The following is a 19,839-nucleotide window of genomic DNA, read 5'->3' on the forward strand; positions in this document are numbered from 1 at the left end:
AGGGGATTTTTGGCGATAATTTGGACGCCAAGGCGAGGCCCGAAGAAGGCTCGACACGTCATCGCCCGCTCTCGTAAACTCCCGGGCATGTCGTTTCGCAGCCTCCTTCTGCTTCTCACGTTCGCTTTCTCCTGGCACGCGTTTGCCGCGCCAGAGATGCATACCCGAACTTTCAAGGTGCCTCTGGATTTCCCCTATTCCGAAGCATTTGGCTCACATGCGCCTCCTGTGCCTGTGGGTTTCCCATCTTCGAAGCCTTCCAGGCCGGCATCCTCCAGACTCATTCTTGAAGCCCAGGGGGTCACGTTCCCCAGGGGAGCCAGCGCTGCTTTCAACCCACTGCCAAGCGTGCTAACAGTGACCAACACACAGGCTAACCTCGAGCTGGTCGCGGCTTTTGCCGAATCACTGCGCAAGAATGCGCCTGCCAACGTTGCGCACCAGCTCATGATTGTGGAGGGTCCCGGAGAACTCATCCGCACGATCAACGCGGCAGCCTCCCGCACTGCCGATGCAGGCAAGGAGCTCGAAATGCTGCTGGATTACGCCAGCAAGCCCGGCTCAAACATTCGAGTCGTCGCGGACGCTTTCATGGAAGGGAGACACGGCGTTCATAGTTCCACTGCGGCCGTGCGCGAACATTTCCATGCCACAGGCCTCGATCTCGACGCCCAAAGCCGACCAACAACCACGTGGGAGATGCGACCACTCGGCCTTTCTCTTGCCATCTCCTCAGCCCTAGGAACCGATCCTGACACCCTGGACGAAAGCTTGAAGGTCGAGTTCCATCCGGCAGCTCCCGATCTCCATCAGATCTCCGTCAGCGAACCGCTGACCGGTCAACTCGCCGGAATCTCAACCTCCGACACGTCTGGAGTTGAATTTACTACTGCCATTACCAGCTCCGCAGGCACCACGAAACTGGTTGGCGTCACCGAACCAGTCGGCCCTCAGGCTCAAAAGGCGGATGTCTTGTGGGCTGTCTTCATAACCAACAGCGTGCGGCACGTCGAGATGCTGCCATCTCCGCCACGCAGTGAAAACACCACCCCATTACCCGCAGGGATGGAAGCCGCGACGTTTCTCGCGGATGAAGCTCTTTTTGCCACGCTCATGGAGCAAGATCAACAGTCCCTCCGTCATTGGATGGAGACAGCACAGGGGATCAGCTTCCCAACCGGATCTGTGCTGGAGAGGAGGGGGCAGCACCTCCATGTTATCAACACACCCGCCATGATCGAGTCCATCGGGGCATTGGTCACCCACGCACGAAATACCGCTCCCCATACGCTGTCCTTCACCTTGCTCACCTTGCAGGCCCCGGCCTCCCTTCTGCGAGACCTGACACGGAAGTCCATGACGGCCTCCGGTGATGACACCTCGATGCTGGCGCATCTCGAGGCTGCGGTGCAGCGTGGTGATGCCATGTGGATCGACACTCTTCATATCGACAGTCAGTCCGGCGGGCGGTCCATCTGCGAGTCAGTCAGGGAGCACACGCATGTCTCTGGCTTCTTGATCAACGACAAGAACGTCCCCGAAATCGAATTCGACATGCGCACGACTGGCTCCAGCCTCGAAGTTGAAGCCGCCCTGCTGGGAGACGGGCACACCGTAGGCCTCAATGTCAGCCACGAAATCCATTCCTCGGGCCCCGAAGCTCGCAGCGCCGATTTTCGTGATCCCGTCACGGGCAGGCCCTTTGCCATGCCAGCCACTGATTTTCATGTCCTCAAGGCCAACACCAGCCTGCAGATGATTCGCGGCGGCATCAAACTCATCAGCCTCCATAAGCCCACCGGTCGTGACACTGGTGGACAGCTTTGGGCCACGTTCCTGAGATCTGATGTCGTGCCACGCTCAGCGAAACAGCTCGCAATCGAACTCACCCAAAAACGTCAGGCACCAGACGCGGAAGGACTCGAAACCCGGACCTTCAAGGTGCCTGCCGACTTCATGGGTGATGCCGGAGCGGCATTCAGGGAATCCGATCCGTTTGATGTCACTGCCCCCGATCCCGGCCACGCCCGTAAAGGCATTCTCGCACACCCGGGTATTTCTTTTCCGAAGGGGGCCAGCGCAAACTTCAATCCAGGCGAATCGACGCTTACCATCCGCAATTCTCCAGAGAATCTCCTCCGGATAAAGCGATTGTTGGAGGAGATCTACAACAAGGGTCCCAAGTCCATCGCTGTCACCATGCATGTCCTCCAGGCACCCGGGCCGCTCCTGCGCCGTCTGGCTGCTCTGGCAGCTCAAAAGAGCGATCACCGTGGCGAACTTGATGAACTGCTCGCTGCGGTGAGAATAGGAGAAGCACAAGCTCTTGGAACACATCGCATCGAGACCAAGGCCGCCGTCCGGGCCACGACTCAGCAAGGCACAGAGAGCGCTGGCCTCTCCGATCTGCGCATCGCCAAAGACGGCAAAACCGAGATTCTCACTGAAAGCCGTAATGTCGGCTTCAAGGTCGAAGTGGAACCCTCCGTGGAAGCCGACGGCACCACGGTTGAGATGAACATTGCCTGCGAATTCCACACCGCACCGCCCCTTGAACATCGCGAGCATGTCATCGACACGCAGGGCCGCCGCCTTGAGTTCCCTCTCACCGATTACCACGTCTCCAAAGTCAGCACCTGCATCACCATTCCTGATGGCACTGCACGGCTGCTTTCACTCTACAAACCCACCGGCAAACCCGAGTTCGAGAAGGAAGACATCCTGCAGGCCATCTTCATCACCTGCGACATCCTGCGCACGGGCGAGTGATAACAGGATGATGTCGTTGATAACACGGGAATGAACGGAGCGCGGCAGCGTCCTGGAGTGCGCCGGCCCTCCGGCGCTTTCGAGCGTCCTCGGGCCTGCGGAAAGCTCCAGAGGGCTGGAGCACTCCAAGACGCTTCCGCGCCTGCGTGAGCTCAATGGCATCGTAACGGCTGAGGCCAAATCATCCCTTCCTGCCCACGACAAAAGTCGTCATGCTGACGCTCGCCACCAACTCCACGATGCTGCCGCGTTAGAACGCACCCGACTTATGGGTAAAGGTCAGCTCGGAGGTCCGCGCTCCACAGCAAAAGTTCACTCCTCAAACTCCGTGTAGTGCCTGCGCTTCAGCGGTTCGGTGACGAGCGCCTTTTGTTTCCACAGCGTCGCGGCCTGGAAATCCTTTTCGCAGCCGACGCCGTCCTGGTAGCACTTCGACAGATTCTTCATCGCCTCCGGCACTCCGGCCTCGGCGGCGGCTTTGAGCGCGGCGAAGCCGGTTTTGCGCTCGCGCGTGGTGTTGCCGTGGTTGAGCAGCACCATGGCGGCCAGATGCTGCGCGGGCGGGTGTTTCTCCGCCACGCGGGACAGCGTGTCATACACCGGCTGCCAGAGCGACGGGTCAATCTCCGCCTTCCGCCACAGCAGATGGGCCGCCAGATAGGCTTCCAGCGGATGTTTGGACCGCGCCATGAAGGAAAGGGCCAGCGCGCCTGCCTTTTCGAAATCCTGCGGCACGCCACGGCCCTGAAACAGCGATTCAGCCAGATAGAATCGCGCATCACGCCGCTTTCCGGCCTCAAACGCTTTCTCATACATCGCCACGCCGCGTTTCTCATCCCGCGTGAAGCCATATCCGGCCATGAGCAGATGCCCCTCCAGCAACATTGCCGACACCGAGCCCAGTTCAGCGAGCTGATGCACCTGCGCGGACCACGCGGCATTCAGCCAGCGGCCCTGGGCGAAAAATTCGCGCGCCATGCGGTCGCACAGCTTGTCGGCGAAGGGCCGCCAGAAATCGTCGGCAGCAAAGGTGGTCGCTGTGTTCAGGATCAGCGTGAGCGCCGGTTTGAAATCCTGCGTCTGGTCGATGCCGCGGATCTTCTCCAGGATCTCGAGCCGCGTTTCCTCCACTTGTTCCTCACGGCTGAAAGCGGGCTTCAACTGCCTCAGGGACCCGGTGCCAACGATCTGGTCAGGCGCAGGCAGCAGTTCCTTCAATTCGATCTCATCGCCCGCGCTCACCACGCGCCAGCCGGCCTCCTCACGCTCGACTTCGCAGGTCAAAACGCCCGTGCCACGCACAATGCGTGCGCCTCGTTGCAGCTCGAACTGAAACGGCTGCGTGACCTCCACACGGTCAAAACTGCGCAGCACCGCCTTCGCCCCCTCGCTCACGCTGATGCGCCGCAGCGGCCAGAGCAGACGCAGTTGCTCCTCAGCGCGCAAGACCGATTCCATCGTCGGCTTTTCCGCCGCAAAGTAGCGCTGCGGACTCACCGACACGTGATCCAGCAACGTCGCCACCGAAACATCATTCCAGGAACGCACAAACGCGGCCACACACTCCCGGGCATCCTCCTTCGCGGCCAGTTTCAGCGAGGCACGGCGTTCACCCGCCGCCTTGGCCTTCTCATACGCCTCAACCGCCAGCGCCATGTCCTTCGCGACGCCATGTCCCTGCTCGCAGCGCTCCCCCAGCGGCATCCACGCGGCCGGCTCGCCGAGACGGGCGGCGAAGGCGAGGTGCTCGAACGACGCCTCGTCGTAGCGCGTCATGTTCATGGGGTTCTCCACCACATCGACAAGATCACGCAGCGCCTCTCGCGAGCCCGCTTCCGCCGCCTTCCGCAGCAGATGCAGCGCCTCGTCGTTGAAAGGCCCGGATTCGAGCAACGCGAGCGCCAGCTCACGCATCGCCGCCGCGTCGCCCGCCTCCGCATGCGGCATCACCAGGGTTGCCGCCAGCACCGGCATCTGCGCCAGCCGCAGATCCGCCGCCACCTGGATCTCCTCAGCCGCCGTCCACTCACGCATCACGATCTGCGGCATCCTTTCCTCCGCCGGACCGGATGATGCCGGAACCGTGTCCAGATGACGCTGCCAGAAAAAGATGGCGCCGATCATGAGCCCGCAGACCAGCAACCCGGTGAGCACGACCTGTGACGACTCCTCCGTCACAGCCTCTGCCTTCACCACCTCCTCTTGCGGCTTCGGCGGGACGGCGGCCGGAGATGGCGAAACGGGTTCGCTGGCTGGTGCGGCGGCCGCTGGCGGGTCGATCACCACTTCACCGATGCGTTCCGCCGCACGTGGGCGAAGGGCCGTGGGCTGCAGGAGGTAATCACGCCGGTTCGCCCGGGCCGCGGCTGGCGTCTCCGACGTGGAAACGGGTGCCTGGGGCGTTTCCCCGGCCTCAGTTTGAGGTTTCTCCGCCTCGGCGGGTTCGGCGCCTGGAACGACGAGGTCGAAGGTGATTTCCTCCGTGCCCGTGTCGAACCGGAACGGCGTCTCAGCCTCCAGGTCGGCTCCGCTCACGCCATTGATCGCGAACCACGCTTCCGGCACCGCACGGCGGATGCGCAGCCGCTTTTCGCCGGTGCGCTGCACCACGCAGTGCCAGGGCAGCACCGTGCCGCCGTCCAGCACGATCTCGCAATCTGACGCGCTGCCGAGGTCGATGAACGCGTTCATCGGGCAGGACAGCCGGTGCAGGCCTTCGTCGGTGCGCAATGTCAGGACCGTGGGAAGCATGGCCGCCGATTATGATGACTCACCGTTTGCCGTCGAGACATCATTCGGACAAAGAATCTCGGACTTCTTTAATTTCCGAGCTTCGAGACGGGCGGAATTCCACTCGTTATCCGACCGCGATCACTTCCCTGCTCCCAGCTCCTGATAGTAGCGCTTCACGAGATCGCGGAATTCCGCCGGCACCGGGTCCCGGTCCACCGGCGCGAGGTTCTTGCCCGCGTCACGCTTGGAAAGCTCCTCCGTCACACGATCGCGCAGCTCGATGAGCGGTTGCGTGATGCGTTGGTTCAATTGGGCGACCTGCGGTGCTTCGTTGCTGCGCTTGAGGTTCACGCGCAGCTCACGGGCGCGATCAAGAATCTTCGCCGCTTCGTTGCGCAGCTCGGGATTGTTCAAAAGCTCCTCCACATTCCGCAGACGGTCGCTCCACTGCTCGTAGCCATTGCCCGTGAAGACGCCGCGGTCTTCCTGCTCGCGCGTGTCGTCAAAGAACAGCGCTTCAGACACCGCACCGCCAGTGATCTGCGGGCGGGAACGATCGTTGTCCGAATCACGATCCGTCGTTGGGCCGCCGGGATCGAAATTGCTGTCGCCACGCCGGTCGTCCCCGGAGCGCGGACGCCCTCGCCCGCTTTGGTTTGGATTGCTGGCATCGGCTGTTTGCTGCTGACCTCGGCCTTCTCCACCTTGCTGACCGCCCTGTCCCGGCTGTTGCCCCGGTTGATCGCCCTTCGGCTGACCAGCGGAAGCCTGCTGCGTGCCCTGGCCTTGTTGACCTGCCTGCTGGCCTTCTTCCTGGCCCTGTCCCTGGCCTTTTTGGCCGGGTTGCTGGCCTTGACCGGGTTTCTGGCCGTTCTCGGCCATCTGCGGCTGTTGCCCTTGGCCCTGTTCGCCGGGCTTTTGACCATCGGGGGCCTGCCCTTCGCCTTTTTCGCCCGATTGGCTGCCTTTCTGACTCTCACCCGGTTTTTCACCGCTCTCGGCCATCTTGGGATCTTGTGGCTTGCCTTGGCCTTGACCGGCCTTTTCACCTTCTTCTCCCGGTTTCTGGCCTTCGCCAGGCTGTTGCCCGTTCTGCGCGGTCTTGCTGTCCTTGGGTTCACCCTGGCCTTTGCCCTGCGGGTCGGCTTTTTCACCGTTTCCGGCTGCTTCGGCGGTCTTTTTGTCCGAGGCGTCGGAAGAGTCCGGCCTTGGCTGCCCATCTTGCCCCTTCTGACCGGTCTTCTCTCCAGTCTGATCCTGCGCATCCTTGATCAGCTTGTCGAGTTCGTTCTTCGCCACGCGCAGCGCCTCGCTTTCACTGCCCAGCACGCTCTCAGCGGCTTTTTCGACGCCTTCTTGCAGCTCATCCATGGCATTGGCGGCTTTGCGTTCGGCATCCTTGGCCTCGGCAGCGCTGCCGTATCGGAGCTGGTCACGCGTTTCCTGCAAGTTCTCCTCCAGGCCGCTGGTCTGAGCCTTGCGCACCGCATCGTAGAGGTTCCTGTGCAGCAAGGGTTCGCTCTGCTCGGCCTGCTCGCTGAGCTGGCGCATGTTTTGCAGGAGTTTTTCCACCTTCTCCTGTTGTTCGGCGATCTGACGGGCCTGCGACTGGTTCTGCAGGCTCTGTGAGAGGTCATTTTCCGCGGGCTTCTGCTTTTCGAGCGCCTCGCTGATCTTCTTCTGATCCTCCGCCGCGCTCCGGGCCTGCTCACGGATCTGCTTCACCTCCTCGGCGAATTTTTTGCTCGTCTTCTGGCGGAAATCCTCCTGCATCTTCTCCAGCTCGCGTTGGGCGCGTGTGGCGGAGTTCGCGGCATCGGCCAGCTTCTGCTCCTTGAGCTGTTCAGCAGCCTCCATGACCTTCTCCCGCGTGTTTTCGAGCTGCTCCTTCGCCTCGGCCATGTTCTGGGCGTTGTCCGGCTTCTCCATGCGGTCTTTGAGATCGTCCACATCCCGCAGGAGCTGCTCCTGCTCCGCCTGGAGGCGTTTGAGCTGGTTTTCGAGCTCCTGCTTCTCCTCTTCCGTCCTGGCTTTGGCGAGCTGGTTCTGCAGTTCCTTCATCTTCTCCGCCAGCGCCTCCTGGCGGCGGGCGAGTTCCTTCAAGCGGTTCAAAACTTGCAGGTTCTCCTGCTGTTCGGCGGTCTGCTCCTCAGTCGCGGCTTTCTCCTCCTCGTAGCGCTGCTCCTTCTGCTTCAGCTCCAGGTCCATGAGCTGGTTTTCATTGGGGCGCTGGGAGGCACCCGCCTGCTGCGGCTGGTTCTGACGCATCACCTGATGCTCGCGGCTCTGCGCACGATGCAACCACTCCAGCGCGGTTTGTTCAAATGTGAGCGCTTGATTGAGCGGCGAGCGTTTCTTCTCGGCGGAAGCCTGCTGCAGCGGCGGCTGCGCGTCTTTGAGCGCCTTCCATGCCTCCGTCAGCGATTGTTTCACCTCCGCATCCTCAGCTTCCTCCATGCCTTCCTTCACCTGCTCCAAGGCGATGCCGACGGAATCATGAACGACATCCACATCAGGCGCCGCGGCTTCCATCACGCGGCCGGCGTTCGTTTCGCGGATGATTCGCCAGGTGGCATTGACGATCTGCTTCACGAGATCGACCAGCTTGTCGCTCTGCGCCTTCGGCTGGCCGGGTTCGCTCGGTGGAGCCTCCATCTCGCGGAAGATGTCCTCAAAATGCCGCACATCGGCAAAGAACATGTCGCTCATGCTGCGGCGCACCTCGCCCTTCGGACCGGTGTCCTCCGCCCAGAAGTAGTAGCTCACGAGCTGCCGCGGCTCCGCCTTCTCCTTTTCCAGCGCCAGTTCCGCACGCACGTCCTGCTTCTTCTGCGGTGCCGTGACCGGATGCTTGAAGAGGATCTCCTTCGTGTTGCCGTTGATGCTGAAGACCGCGCCGCTTTTCGTCACCCCGAGATCATCGGACACCTTCGCTTCGACCGGCAGTTCTTGGATGCTGGAGACCTGCAGATCCCGCTTCGGAAAGACCACCTCGATCTTCGCCAGTCCGTTGCTCTGCACCGTCACGGTGAACCAGGGCGGATTCTTGTTCGCACGATCAGCCTCATCCACGAGATGCAGGCGATACTTCTGCGATTTCTCGGCCGTCAGGACGCCTTCGAGCACGGTGGCGTCTCCGCTGGAAGGAGTGAGCGCGATGATCGTCTTGTCTTCGCCGAAAAGCTCGGCGGCAGTCAGATGCGGCGAAAACGGGGAGGCCTTCGCCCCGTCGGCGATCAGCGGTTTGTTGACCTTGATCTTCCACGCGATCTGCGAGCCTTCGAGCGCGGTCACCTTCTGCGTGTTCTTCGTCTCCTTCGGCGGCAGCTTGGTGTATTCCGGCGGCGTGACGATGACGTCTGCCCGCACCAAGGCCGGGTAATCAAACACGGTGAGCGTGTGCTGCTGGGACTTCTGATTGGCGAACTCGACGTGGTATCTAGCGTCGCGGTCCACCTTGTTGATCATGCCCCCGAAGACCTGTCCATCGACCGTCAGATGCATGGGCAGATGCTCACGCACCTTCCCATCAGCCTCGCTGACGACCAGGGTGGCATCAGCAGGCACCGGCCCATCAAAACGAGCTTCGATCACCAGTCGCGAACCGCGCTCAACCTCAGCATCACCGGGCGTCAGCGTGGCTTTGAACTCGGTCGCTTTCGTGTCCGGCGTGGCAGCCTTTTGGCCTGCGACTTCCGGTTTGCGCCGCGGGGCGTTGATCCGGAGGGCGACATCGGTGACGATGAAGGTCATCACGGCGATCCAGGCGGCCACGAGCGCGCGGCGATAAACCTTGTCCGTGACGCTGACCAGCCAGTTTTGCGTCGCCGCACGGGCCAAGGCCTGATCGATCACACGTTCATGCAGAAAGCTGGTCGGCTGCGCCGCATCCGGCTCGTGATCAATGGCCGTGAGCAGCAATGAATCGAGCACCGGGTGCCTCTGCTCGATGAGACGGGCGATGTCGCGGTCACTCCAGATGTTGCGGCGGCCTTTGCGCCACGCGATGAGGCCGAGCAGGATCAAACCGAGCATGCTCCAACGGTCGATGTGCTTCGGCACGTGATGACCGTAGATCGCACCAATCAGGAAGCTGCCGCGCACGAGAATCCCCAGCGCAAAAACCACCGCCAGATGGCGCATCAACCGCGCACGGCGCAGGGCCTCGCGGACTTCGGCGATGCGGGCTTCGAGAATGGTGCGTGCGATCATGACGATGAGTTACGCGGTTTGTGCGGCGGCTGCGCTGTGCCTTGAACGACCGGCCAGGGCCGTTTCCAGCAAAAGCACGGCCAAAAGAGCGACGAGAATCCACCACCAGCCATGCTGCCGTTGCTCTGTTTCGACGGCCGAGAGCCGCTGCTGCTCGGCTGCGCTTGGAGCCGCGTCAGTGTCGGCCGCAGCAGCCAGTTTGACGCCGTAGTCGGCCAGTTTCTGCGGCTCCAGCGGCAGGACACGGCCTTCGTCAGGCGGAAGATTGACGGCGATGATCTGACGGTTCACTCCGGCTTGCACCTGATGCAAACCCACCTGTGTGGCGATGAAGACTTCCCCAGGTTTGAGCGTCTGGGTGGCACCGTCCGGACTGGTGACGACGTGAGATTGAGCCGCATCAAGTGGCAGGTCATCGCCGACAAACAAGGTGGCGGCCGGATCGTGGCTGAAACCGGCAGCGGCGAGCCAGCCATAGAGCAGCGGGACAAACTTGGTGCTGAGGGCGAGCTGGCTGTCGCCGGGATGCCAGCCGGAGGCGAGGAGGATGAGCGTGCCTTTGTCGATTCGGGCCGAAACGATGGCCGGCTGGCCGTTGTCGAAGGTGGCGAGCGTTTCGAGGGGGCCAGAGGCCCCCATTCCTTGAATGACACGATGCTTCCAGAAGCGGAGCTTCGTGAAGTCGCGCAATTTGGGATCGGCGAAGGGTTTGAGCAGGGGGTGACCGGTTTTGACCTCCGCAAGCATCCGGTAGTCCTCGTCTTCCTTGCCTGCGGTGATCGCGATGCTGGCAGCGCCCGTGATGGCTTGAATGAAGCCAGCATCGGCTGGCGAGGTGACGACGTGAACCAGGAACCCGCCTCGCCGGAGAAAATCGCGAATGCGTGGCTGCGTCTCCGCACCGGGCGTGACGCCGGAGACGAAAAGGATGTCCGGACTTTGTGCCGGGAGCACCGGACTGGCCGCAAGCTGCGGCGCAAGCGTGGCCGTGGGCTGCAAGGCACGCGCGAGGTAATAAAGCGGTGACGAGGCCTGCTGACGCGTGGCGTCATCTCCGAGGAAGTGAATGCGCACCGTGCGCGGCTGCGGCGGAGCGATGAAGACGCGATTGTCGAAGTCATGCTTGTCACCACTGAGCGTGAGCGATGTCGCTCGCGTCGAATTGGGCGGTGCGCTCAGGATTCGGGAGGCACCAGGGGGAATCTGTGCGCTGATCGAGTCGCTTTGCGGTGCGTCCTGCCATGCGAGCTTGAAATCGCGAAGCTGTGAGTCGCGTGTGTTGGAAAGGCGGATGCGGACGGGAGCGTCAGCGCTCCGGTCTTCCTCACTCGCAGCCAGAGCGACGGAAAAGTTGTCTACCGTGGCAACATCGAGCCGCTGGACCTGCAAACTCAGATCACTGGGCCAAGCGATGCTGCGCAGCGCATCGAGATGCGTGCCTTCCTGCAGATCGGAGATCAACAGGATGCGCTTTTTCAAGGAGGCGGTGCTGCTGTCGAACAACGCGATCGCATCGATGAGCGCACGATCCAGCAGCGTGCCGGACCATGAAGGCGAGGCCGAGCCAAGGCGAGTGGCGATCTCTGCGACGCGCGAGGCTGCGGTGGTCCGGTCCTCCTCAAAGCTCCACAGCGGCATCAGCTTTCGATCAAACACGGCCACAGCCACGCGATCCGTGATTTTCGAGTCACGCGCGGCACGATTGGCCTCCGCGGCGGCCCGTTTCCAAAGATCCTCCCGACGCATGGACGCGCTGCCATCGATGAGGATGAGCGTGGCGCGGTCGGGTGAGGTGCTTGCCGCCGACTCACTGCGAAGAAAGGGCCGTGCGAACATCAGCGCGAGCAGGATGAGCGCGAGACAACGCAGCAGGAGCAGCAGCCAGTTTTCGAGACGCCGTTTGGAGACGGGAACCGGCGTCTGCGCATCGAGAAACAGCAGCGAACTGAACTCCACGCGATCCTGTGGCGGCCGACGACGCAGGTGCAGCAGGATCGGCGCGATGATCGCGGCGGCACCGGCCAAATAGAGCGGGAAGAGCCAGTTCATGCGGCGATGGCGGAGGATTTGCCAGCCTTTTTGCGCTGGCGGGCGCTGAGGAAGTCGAAGAGCACCTCCTCCAGCGGACGATCCGTCGGGCAGAAGTGATATTCGACGTTGTGGCGGTCACAGGCCGTCTGGATCGTGTCGCGATGGGCCTGAAGTCGTTTCAGATAAGCTTCACGCGCGATCTGTGGATCGATGAACCGCTCCGTGCCGCTTTCGAGATCACGAAAGTGCGCGGATTTGTCGAAGGTGAAGTCGATCTCCGCACGATCCATCACGTGAAACAGCACCAGGTCGTGCCCCATGGCTCCCAGCAGGGCGAGTTGCTTCTCCAGATGCTCAACCGGGGCCAGAAGATCGCTGATCAGGCAGATCATGCCGCGTTTGCGCAGCAGATCGGCAAGCTGGGAAATCGAAACGGCCAGCGAAGTGCCGGCGGCCTTCGCGGGACGCTCCAATTCGGTAATGAGACGACGCAGATGTCCGGGCCGATTGCGGGCCGGAAGATGATCCTCGATGCCATCGGCAAAGGTGGTGAGCCCGGCGGCATCGCCCTGCTTCATGAGGAACGACGCGAGCGTCGCGGCCAATGTGGCGGCGTAATCGGCCTTCGTGAAGCCCAGCGAGCCATAACCCATCGATTTGCTGTGATCGATGACGAGCTGGCAGCGCAAGTTCGTCTCGTCCTCGAACTTCTTGATGTAAGTGCGGTCGCTGCGCGCCAGCACCTTCCAGTCGATGTAGCGCGGATCATCTCCCTGGACGTAGGCGCGATACTCGCTGAACTCGACCGAGAAGCCGTGATACGGACTGCGATGCATGCCTTTCCACAGCCCCTCGACGACCACCTTCGCCCGAAGTTCGAGCGACTTGATACGCATCAGCGCTGCGGGGTCGAGAAAAGATGCCTGATGGCTACGGGAAGTTGTTTGAACTAAACTCACGGCATTCTCGATTGTGCAGATTCAGAACTAGGAACCGGACAAATCTGATTAGCCATCTCATAAGACAGATCGGCATAGTGCTCAAAATAGCTTTTCTTTTTCACTTCTTTCCCAAAGCACTTCGAGTTCTTAGCCAAAAGAAGGCTTCCGACATCAAACCCTTGGGTCAGTTTATCTTCTGTTGCTAGTCCGAGATGTGGTTTAGCCACTTGTTTAAAGTCATCTTTCACTTTGTTCGAGGCATGGGCTATTCGATTGCGAATCTTTATCGCATCAGAAAGACGATCTCGCTGGAGTCGGGAAATGGTCGAAAACGGTCTCCCCCCTTCAAAAAACACATGTGCCTTTGCCTCTACATCCGACCATACGGCCCACGATATATAATCACTACCTGCCTTAAATCTGGAGTTGCCTGAGGCTAATTGATAAGCGTGATGGATTGAAGAGGCCTCGCCCAACCTCAGGCTTGGCTTGTAGCCACTTGGAGATTCTGCACCCATCAAATAACGAACGAAGCATGCCTCCACAAAATCCTCCCAAGAAATAACAATCTGCAAAAAAGCCAATGACACCACTCGCCGTGCCTGTCCTGGAAAAAGAGCCTCTGCCCCATTAATCGAGTCCCAAGTTCCTTCCGCAAATTCACGCACAGCCACAAACAAATCTTCCGCGCTGTAAATCTTGTTTTCAAAAGCAACTCGCGAAGTTTTAAGCGCTGGTTTGTTAGCCATAACAGCAAAGACAAGGGCAATCAGATCACAACTTCACTTCGCTACTGTTTCCAACAGCTTCCCGATCACTTTCTCAACCGTCACGCCTTCGGCCTCGGCTTTGTAGTTCACGAGAATGCGATGGCGGAGGACGGGGAGGGCGAGGGCGCGGATGTCGTCGTGAGTGACGTGGGCGCGACCGGCGAGGAGTGCTCTCGTTTTGGCGCCGAGGACGAGGTTCTGGCTGGCGCGGGTGCCTGCGCCCCAACTGACCCATTGATTGATGAAATCAGGGACACCCTCGCGGCTGGGACGTGAGGCGGCGGAGAGCCGGACGGCGTAACGGGCGATGTCGTCGGCGATGGGGACTTTGCGGACGACTTGCTGGAAGGCGAGGAGTTGCTCGCCGCTGAAGAGTCGCTGCACCGGCTCGCCCTTGCCTGCGGTCGTGCGAGTGACGACAGCGACTTCATCGTCCTCGCTGAGGTAGTCGATGACGATGTTCAGCATGAAGCGGTCGAGCTGGGCCTCGGGCAGCGGGTAGGTGCCCTCCTGCTCGATCGGGTTCTGCGTGGCGAGGACGAAGAAGGGCTCGGGCAGGTGCAAGGTCTTGCCATTCACCGTGACTTGGTGCTCCTGCATGGCCTCCAGCAGGGATGCCTGCGTTTTGGGCGGAGTGCGGTTGATTTCGTCCGCCAGAATCATGTTCGCGAAGACGGGACCTTTGTTGAAAACAAGCTGGCGGCCGCCTTCGGGGCTGTCTTCGAGGATCTCGGTGCCGGTGATGTCGGAGGGCATCAAGTCGGGCGTGAACTGGATGCGCTGGAAGCTGAGATGGCAGACATCGGCGACGGTTTTGATCAGCAGCGTCTTCGCGAGGCCCGGGGCGCCGGTGATGAGGCAATGGCCGCCGGCGAGGAGGGCGATGAGCATCTCATCAATGACGTGCTGCTGGCCGACGATGACCTTGCCGACTTCCGCGAAGAGGCGCTGGCGGGCGGTGGAGAGCAATTCGACGACCTGACGTTCGGAGAGAGGGGCGGAAGACGGCGGAAGGTCGGGCGGAGCACTCATGCGATGGGTGCTGTATCAAACAGCGGCGACGGTGCCAAGTTTTCATCGCAAACGGAATCAACACAGAACGGGCTGCCGCGAAGCGAACCCCGAACGACGAACTCAGACTGACGGGCTAAACTCTCGACTACTTCGACCACGCCGGCTCCGGCTCCCAGGATTTCTCGCCGTGGCCGACGCCGATGAGTTCGGCCTCCTCCTCTTCCTCGGTTTGTTCGAGCAGCGGCGCGAAGCGTTCGGAGCGGAAGCCGAGTTCCTGCTTCACGCTGGAGTGCGGATCGTCGGGATTGTGGAGTTCTTTGAGAAGGAGCAGAATGTCGAACTGCGCATCGGCGAGCTTGATCTCGGCATCGTCGGTGACGGTAAATTTCGGGTTGGAGCGGCCAGCCCGCAGCGCACGCACGGTGTAGATCTGGTCCTTTTTCGGCAGTTGCTTGTAAAGGTCGAAGACCCAGGGGTCGAATTGATCGTCGATGCAGACAACTTGCTGGCCGGTTTTGAACATGGCCGGCGATATAGCTTCGGGATTTGCGATGGCAACGAGATTGGCGGAGGAGAAGGGATCGGAAGTGCCGCAACTTCGATGGAATCCTGGCGTTTGAGGGCGCACGCTCATGAAACACTTCCTTTTCGTCTCCATCGCGATGTTTTTGACGGTCGGAACCGGCTGGCAGACAAGCCTGGCTCAGGGACAAATGCCGGAAGGTGTGACGCGGATCGAGATCGCTGTGGATGGAGCGGCCCGCGGCGGATTCGTCTATGCACCAGCAAAGGCGAAAGAGGCGCTGACACCGGTGGTGTTTGTGTGGCATGGGCACGGCGGCACAGCAGCGAGTGCCGGACGCTCGTTCGAAATGCGCAAGCACTGGCCGGAGGCGATTTCGGTCTATCTGCAAGGCTTGAACACGCCTGGACGCCTGACCGACCCGGAAGGAAAGAAGCCCGGCTGGCAGCACAGCGCAGGCGCGGAGGGCGACCGCGACTTGAAGCTGTTCGACGCGGTGCTGGCGCAGTTGAAGCAGGCTTACAAGGTGGACGCGAAGCGCATCTTCTCCACCGGGCATTCGAATGGCGGCGGCTTCACGTATCTGCTCTGGGAAATGCGACCCGACGTGCTGTGCGCTGTGGCCCCCTCGGCCGCCGCCTCCGCACGGCTTGCGGACCGGGCGTTCCAGCCGAAGCCATGCATGCACATCGCGGGAACGAATGATCCTCTGGTGAAGTATGCGTGGCAGGAGCTGGCCATGGCGAAGGTGAAGCAGATCAACCAGTGCGAAACCGAAGGAAAGCCGTGGGCGAAGAACTGCACTCTTTTCACGTCGAAGGTCGGAGCGCCCTTTGTGGCATTCATTCATCCAGGCACGCACAAGTTTCCCGAGGAGGCTCCGGCGTTGATCGCAAGGTTCTTCAAGGAGCAGGCCGCGGCCGTGAAGTGACAACGTGCGGGGCGACCTTCAGCGTCCGGCCAAAGCAGCCCGCCATTCGTCTTCCTTGAAGCCGACGAGACAGATCTTGTTCGACGCATCGATGGCGAACGGCCGTTTCACAAGATTGCCGTTTTCAGAGAGCAGTTTGAGCGCGTCATCGATGGTCATGACGGGCAGTTTGTCTTTGAGGCCGAGGGCTCGGTAGTCCTGGCCGGAAACATTGAAGAGACGACGCAAATCACCGTTGTGCGCGGCCAGCATGGCTTTGAGTTCAGCCAGAGACGGCGGCACCTCGCGAATGGCGACCTCGTCGAAGGGAATCGCGTGCGATTTGAGCCACTTGAGGGCGTTCCTGCAGGTGGAGCAGCCGGAGTAAGCGAAGACCTTGAGCATTGCGGAGGTTGATTGGGCATTCTGCCTTCGTCATTCGACATTTTTCATCCAAGGCTCAAATTCGGGCGGCAGTTTCGCCTCAAAGGCCATCGGTTGATCGTGAATGGGGTGATGAAAAGCGAGTTTCCAGGCATGCAGCATGAGGCGCGGCGTGGGAACACGCTGGCGTGAGGGATGACCGTAGATCGGATCACCGAGGATGGGGCATTGCAGCGCCTCCTTCATATGCACGCGGATCTGATGCGTGCGGCCGGTGAGCAGGCGGCATAGGATGAGGGCGCAGCCTTGATGCGTGGCGAGACGCTTCCACTCCGTGATAGCCTCCTTCCCTGCCCCGTCGAGCAGGATGGCCATGCGTTTGCGATCGACGGAGTGACGGCCGATGTAGTTTTGAATGCGGCCACTTTGCTCACGCGGGACACCGTTAACGACGGCGAGATAGGTCTTCGAAATGCGCCGTTCGGAAAAGGCCTCCGTGAGCCTGCGATGGGCGGTGTCGTTCTTCGCCACGACCATGCAGCCACTGGTGTCCTTGTCGAGCCGGTGGACGATGCCGGGACGCATTTCACCACCGATGCCGCTGAGGTCGTCGATGTGATGCAGGAGGGCGTTCACGAGGGTGCCGTCAGGATTTCCCTCGGCCGGATGAACGACAAGTCCGGGAGACTTGTCCAGCACCACGATGTCTGAATCCTCGAACAATATCGTCAATGGAATGTCCTGCGCCTTGATCTCGACAGGAGCCACGTCGGGAATGGTGAGATGGATGGCATCCCCCTGCTTCAACGCGGTCCCGACCTTGGCGGATTTTCCATTCAGCGTGGCATGGCCGTCTTTGATCAGATCCTGCAGCCGTGAACGTGAGAGTTCCGGCAAGCGCCGGGCGAGGTGCTTGTCGAAACGCTCGCCGATTTCATAGGTTTCAGTGACGGTCCAATCCACGATGACATACTCATGATTCAAATTAATCAGGCAATCTGTAATTTCTGGCATCCACCATGCGATGCAGCTAAGGAGCCCCAAGCCCCCTCTCTGTGAACTTCGTTCCCGAACAGTCTTATCTCAGCACCTGTCCCGTCTGCCAGGAACAGATCGACGTGACCTCGCTGGAGCCGTTCACGAAGCTGAAGTGCCCGTTTTGCGGCCAGATGGTGCGGGTGCGCCGCCGGTTCGACCACTTCATGATTGTGCGCCAGATTGGCGAGGGCGGCATGAGCCGCGTGTTTGAAGCCGAGGACGAAACCCTGGGGCGGCGGGTGGCCCTGAAGATCCTCAACCGCCAGTATTCCCGCGATGCGATCCGGCTGGAGCAGTTCCGCCAGGAGGCGCACATCACGGCGAACGTGAATCACCCGAATGTGATCAAGCTCTACTCCGTGGGCTACGATCAGGGCTACTTTTACCTCGCCATGGAGCTCGTCGGTGGCGGCAGCCTGGAGCAGCGCATCCGCCGGGAAGGCCACCTGAAGGAGGACGAGGCCCTGCGCATCGGCCGGGAGGTCGCGGAGGGCCTGCGCGCCGCGCAGCACCTGAACCTCATCCACCGCGATGTGAAGCCGGCGAACATTCTCTTCACCGAGACCGGCACGGCCAAGGTGGTGGACTTCGGCCTGGCGCTCTTCGCCAACCGTGAGACGGATCAATCGGGCGAGATCTGGGCCACGCCGTATTACGTGGCACCTGAAAAGGTCATCGAGAACAAGGAGGACTATCGCAGCGACATCTTCAGCCTGGGCGCGACCCTTTATCACGCCATGACGGGCAACCCGCCGCACAAGGCGGACACGAACGCGATCGAGGATCTCCGCCGCATCAAATGCAAACGCGTCACGCTCGGGGACTCGGGCCTGCGCTTCTCCCCGCGCACGGAACACGTGGTGAACGCCATGCTGAGCTTCCGCTCGGAGGATCGCTTCGCGAACTACGATGAGGTCGTCGATGAGATGCGCCTGGCCGAGGGTCTGCTCGACCGTGGCGGCGTGCGCCGCAGGCTGTTTTCCCGCCGTGCCAACCTGATAGGCTCCGTCGCTGCCGCCATTTCCCTGGCCTACGGCGTCGGCTGGCTGCTGCGGGAGGGCGGCGGCCGCCGGGCCACCCGCAACGCCATCCAGATTTCCGCCGCGGACGCGCGTGATCTCACGGGCGGCGGCGTCACCCTGAAGGCCGACGCGAACAAAAAATCCGTGTCCCTGCGCTTCGCCGAGGCGCTGAAGGAGCTCACCGAGCAGAAATTCAGCGATTCGCGCGCGGAGTTCCTCAAGCTGGCGGATTCCAACGAAACACCGCAGCCCACACGCAACTGGGCACGCTTCAATGCCGCGCTCTGTGAGATGTGCGACAAGAACAACCTGCGGGACAAGAAAGGCGCCGCCATCGCCCAGTTCGCCAAGCTCGCGACCTCCGGCACCGATCTGAACGGACTCGTCCCCTTCTTCAGCAGGATCAAAGAACGCATGGCGGGCGATCTAGGCCTCGGAGCCGGCACTTCCACGCTCGATTATCGCACCGACAACGAGGAACTGCTCGGCTACCTCGCACACGCGCTCGCCCAGTGGCATTTCGGCGACTCGCGTCTCGGCGCGGATGAACTGACCGCCTTTCAGCAGAAGATTGAAACCCTGAAGCCTGTCGCCGGCACCACCACGTCGCTGGACTGGCTCGCCGCCTACAAGGCGCTGGTGGACTACTACAAGGCCGACTTTGACCTCGTGAAGGCCGCCTTGCAGCCGCGCGAATCCGGCAGCGTGGAGGAGCTGCGCTCCGCGCTCGACGAGGTGGAGAAGACCAAGAAGAAGCTCAAGACCAACGGCGCCTACCATGCCGAGATCGCGACGTGGCAGTCCAGCCTGAAGCGTGAGATCAAACGCATGATGATGGAGGAGCAGAGGAAGCAGATGGAGACCGACAAAAAACGTCGTCAGGCCGATCTGGAGCTGCTGGCGGATGTCAATGCGCTCGTTCCTTCCCTGGTGCAGGGCTACGACTATTCACGCGCCATCGAAATGCTCACCGGCACCCGCCTTGAAACGGCGGACGTGCGCACCGCGCTCGATGGCCGCATCTACCTCTACACTCAATCGCGGGAGTTTGTGCGGCAGCTCATCGCGGATCTCGCCGCCAAAGGCTGGAGCGGCACGATCTCACGCCGTGAAGGCGGTCAGATGAACGGACGCATCACCTCCAACGCAAATGGATCGCTCGTCAGTGTCACGCTGGACCGTGGAACTCTGTCCATTCCGTTTGAAAGCCTCACTCCGGAGTCGCTGGTGGAGATCGCCCAGGGATTCGGTGCCCAGACGACGGACTCCACGGACTACTACCGCCGGCAGGAGACCATCGCCGCCTTTGCACGGCTCAACGGACTCCTCCAGCTTTCCACCACCATCGCCGCCCAGCTCATGGAGGAGAACCGCACTTTCCGCAGCCGCTGGATGAAGGTGATGGAAGCGGGCATCTGAAAAATCGTTCGCGGCTCCCGGTTCACCGTTCGCAGTTGGATCAACCGCGAGACGACAAACTGAAAACCGCGAA

At 61.2% G+C, this 19,839-nt stretch carries 12 protein-coding genes; 3 read left to right on the plus strand and 9 right to left on the minus strand.

Going from position 1 to position 19,839, the window contains the following annotated elements:
• Positions 1–348 precede the first annotated feature (348 nt).
• Positions 349–2,769, plus strand: a complete 2,421-nt coding sequence (locus IAE77_RS20930; protein ID WP_294231000.1) for a hypothetical protein — start codon at positions 349–351, stop codon at positions 2,767–2,769.
• A gap of 312 nt (positions 2,770–3,081) precedes the next feature.
• Here IAE77_RS20930 and IAE77_RS20935 read toward each other — a convergent pair whose 3' ends face one another.
• The 7 genes from IAE77_RS20935 to IAE77_RS20965 all read right to left on the minus strand — a co-directional run bounded on the left by IAE77_RS20935 (position 3,082) and on the right by IAE77_RS20965 (position 14,993).
• Positions 3,082–5,520, minus strand: a complete 2,439-nt coding sequence (locus IAE77_RS20935) for a hypothetical protein (RefSeq protein WP_294231001.1) — start codon at positions 5,518–5,520, stop codon at positions 3,082–3,084.
• Positions 5,521–5,640: 120 nt separating this feature from the next.
• Positions 5,641–9,714, minus strand: a complete 4,074-nt coding sequence (locus IAE77_RS20940; RefSeq protein WP_294231003.1) for a DUF4175 family protein — start codon at positions 9,712–9,714, stop codon at positions 5,641–5,643.
• A 9-nt stretch (positions 9,715–9,723) separates the two neighbouring features.
• Entirely contained in the window at positions 9,724–11,763 is a 2,040-nt protein-coding gene (locus IAE77_RS20945) for a vWA domain-containing protein (RefSeq protein WP_294231006.1), read from the minus strand.
• Positions 11,760–12,641 carry a DUF58 domain-containing protein gene (locus IAE77_RS20950; protein ID WP_294231008.1) on the minus strand — a complete coding sequence of 294 codons (882 nt, stop codon included), beginning with the start codon at positions 12,639–12,641 and terminating at the stop codon, positions 11,760–11,762. The genes IAE77_RS20945 and IAE77_RS20950 overlap by 4 nt, the downstream gene beginning before the upstream one ends.
• 59 nt (positions 12,642–12,700) lie before the next feature.
• Entirely contained in the window at positions 12,701–13,435 is a 735-nt protein-coding gene (locus IAE77_RS20955) for a hypothetical protein (RefSeq protein ID WP_294231010.1), read from the minus strand.
• A gap of 33 nt (positions 13,436–13,468) precedes the next feature.
• Positions 13,469–14,488, minus strand: a complete 1,020-nt coding sequence (locus tag IAE77_RS20960) for a MoxR family ATPase (protein ID WP_294231012.1) — start codon at positions 14,486–14,488, stop codon at positions 13,469–13,471.
• Positions 14,489–14,615: 127 nt separating this feature from the next.
• Positions 14,616–14,993 (minus strand): hypothetical protein, encoded by a 378-nt coding sequence (locus IAE77_RS20965; RefSeq protein ID WP_294231014.1) that lies wholly within the window; start codon positions 14,991–14,993, stop codon positions 14,616–14,618.
• A gap of 109 nt (positions 14,994–15,102) precedes the next feature.
• Between IAE77_RS20965 and IAE77_RS20970 the strand changes: the two genes are divergently transcribed.
• Positions 15,103–15,924, plus strand: a complete 822-nt coding sequence (locus IAE77_RS20970; RefSeq protein WP_294231016.1) for a hypothetical protein — start codon at positions 15,103–15,105, stop codon at positions 15,922–15,924.
• A gap of 18 nt (positions 15,925–15,942) precedes the next feature.
• Here the strand turns inward: IAE77_RS20970 and IAE77_RS20975 are convergent, their stop codons facing one another.
• Both IAE77_RS20975 and IAE77_RS20980 read right to left on the minus strand, forming a co-directional pair.
• Complete coding sequence (locus IAE77_RS20975; protein ID WP_294231019.1) at positions 15,943–16,308, minus strand: arsenate reductase family protein; 366 nt, start codon at positions 16,306–16,308, stop codon at positions 15,943–15,945.
• Between the two features lie 30 nt (positions 16,309–16,338).
• Positions 16,339–17,250, minus strand: a complete 912-nt coding sequence (locus tag IAE77_RS20980; RefSeq protein WP_294231021.1) for an RluA family pseudouridine synthase — start codon at positions 17,248–17,250, stop codon at positions 16,339–16,341.
• A 92-nt stretch (positions 17,251–17,342) separates the two neighbouring features.
• On the opposite strand from IAE77_RS20980, the gene IAE77_RS20985 reads away from it, so the two are divergent.
• Positions 17,343–19,766: a serine/threonine-protein kinase gene (locus tag IAE77_RS20985; protein ID WP_294231023.1), complete on the plus strand. Its 2,424-nt coding sequence runs from the start codon at positions 17,343–17,345 to the stop codon at positions 19,764–19,766.
• The last annotated feature ends 73 nt before the right edge of the window (positions 19,767–19,839 follow it).

Origin of the sequence: Prosthecobacter sp., from assembly GCF_014879935.1 — a bacterium.
Classification (GTDB): domain Bacteria; phylum Verrucomicrobiota; class Verrucomicrobiia; order Verrucomicrobiales; family Verrucomicrobiaceae; genus Prosthecobacter.

Bases quoted from the DNA above. Each gene is read 5' to 3' on its own strand.
- IAE77_RS20935 (WP_294231001.1), bottom strand. From the start codon at position 5,520: ATGCTTCCCACGGTCCTGACATTGCGCACCGACGAAGGCCTGCACCGG.
- IAE77_RS20940 (WP_294231003.1), bottom strand. From the start codon at position 9,714: ATGATCGCACGCACCATTCTCGAAGCCCGCATCGCCGAAGTCCGCGAG.
- IAE77_RS20945 (WP_294231006.1), bottom strand. From the start codon at position 11,763: ATGAACTGGCTCTTCCCGCTCTATTTGGCCGGTGCCGCCGCGATCATC.
- IAE77_RS20950 (WP_294231008.1), bottom strand. From the start codon at position 12,641: ATGCGTATCAAGTCGCTCGAACTTCGGGCGAAGGTGGTCGTCGAGGGG.
- IAE77_RS20955 (WP_294231010.1), bottom strand. From the start codon at position 13,435: ATGGCTAACAAACCAGCGCTTAAAACTTCGCGAGTTGCTTTTGAAAAC.
- IAE77_RS20960 (WP_294231012.1), bottom strand. From the start codon at position 14,488: ATGAGTGCTCCGCCCGACCTTCCGCCGTCTTCCGCCCCTCTCTCCGAA.
- IAE77_RS20965 (WP_294231014.1), bottom strand. From the start codon at position 14,993: ATGTTCAAAACCGGCCAGCAAGTTGTCTGCATCGACGATCAATTCGAC.
- IAE77_RS20970 (WP_294231016.1), top strand. From the start codon at position 15,103: ATGAAACACTTCCTTTTCGTCTCCATCGCGATGTTTTTGACGGTCGGA.
- IAE77_RS20975 (WP_294231019.1), bottom strand. From the start codon at position 16,308: ATGCTCAAGGTCTTCGCTTACTCCGGCTGCTCCACCTGCAGGAACGCC.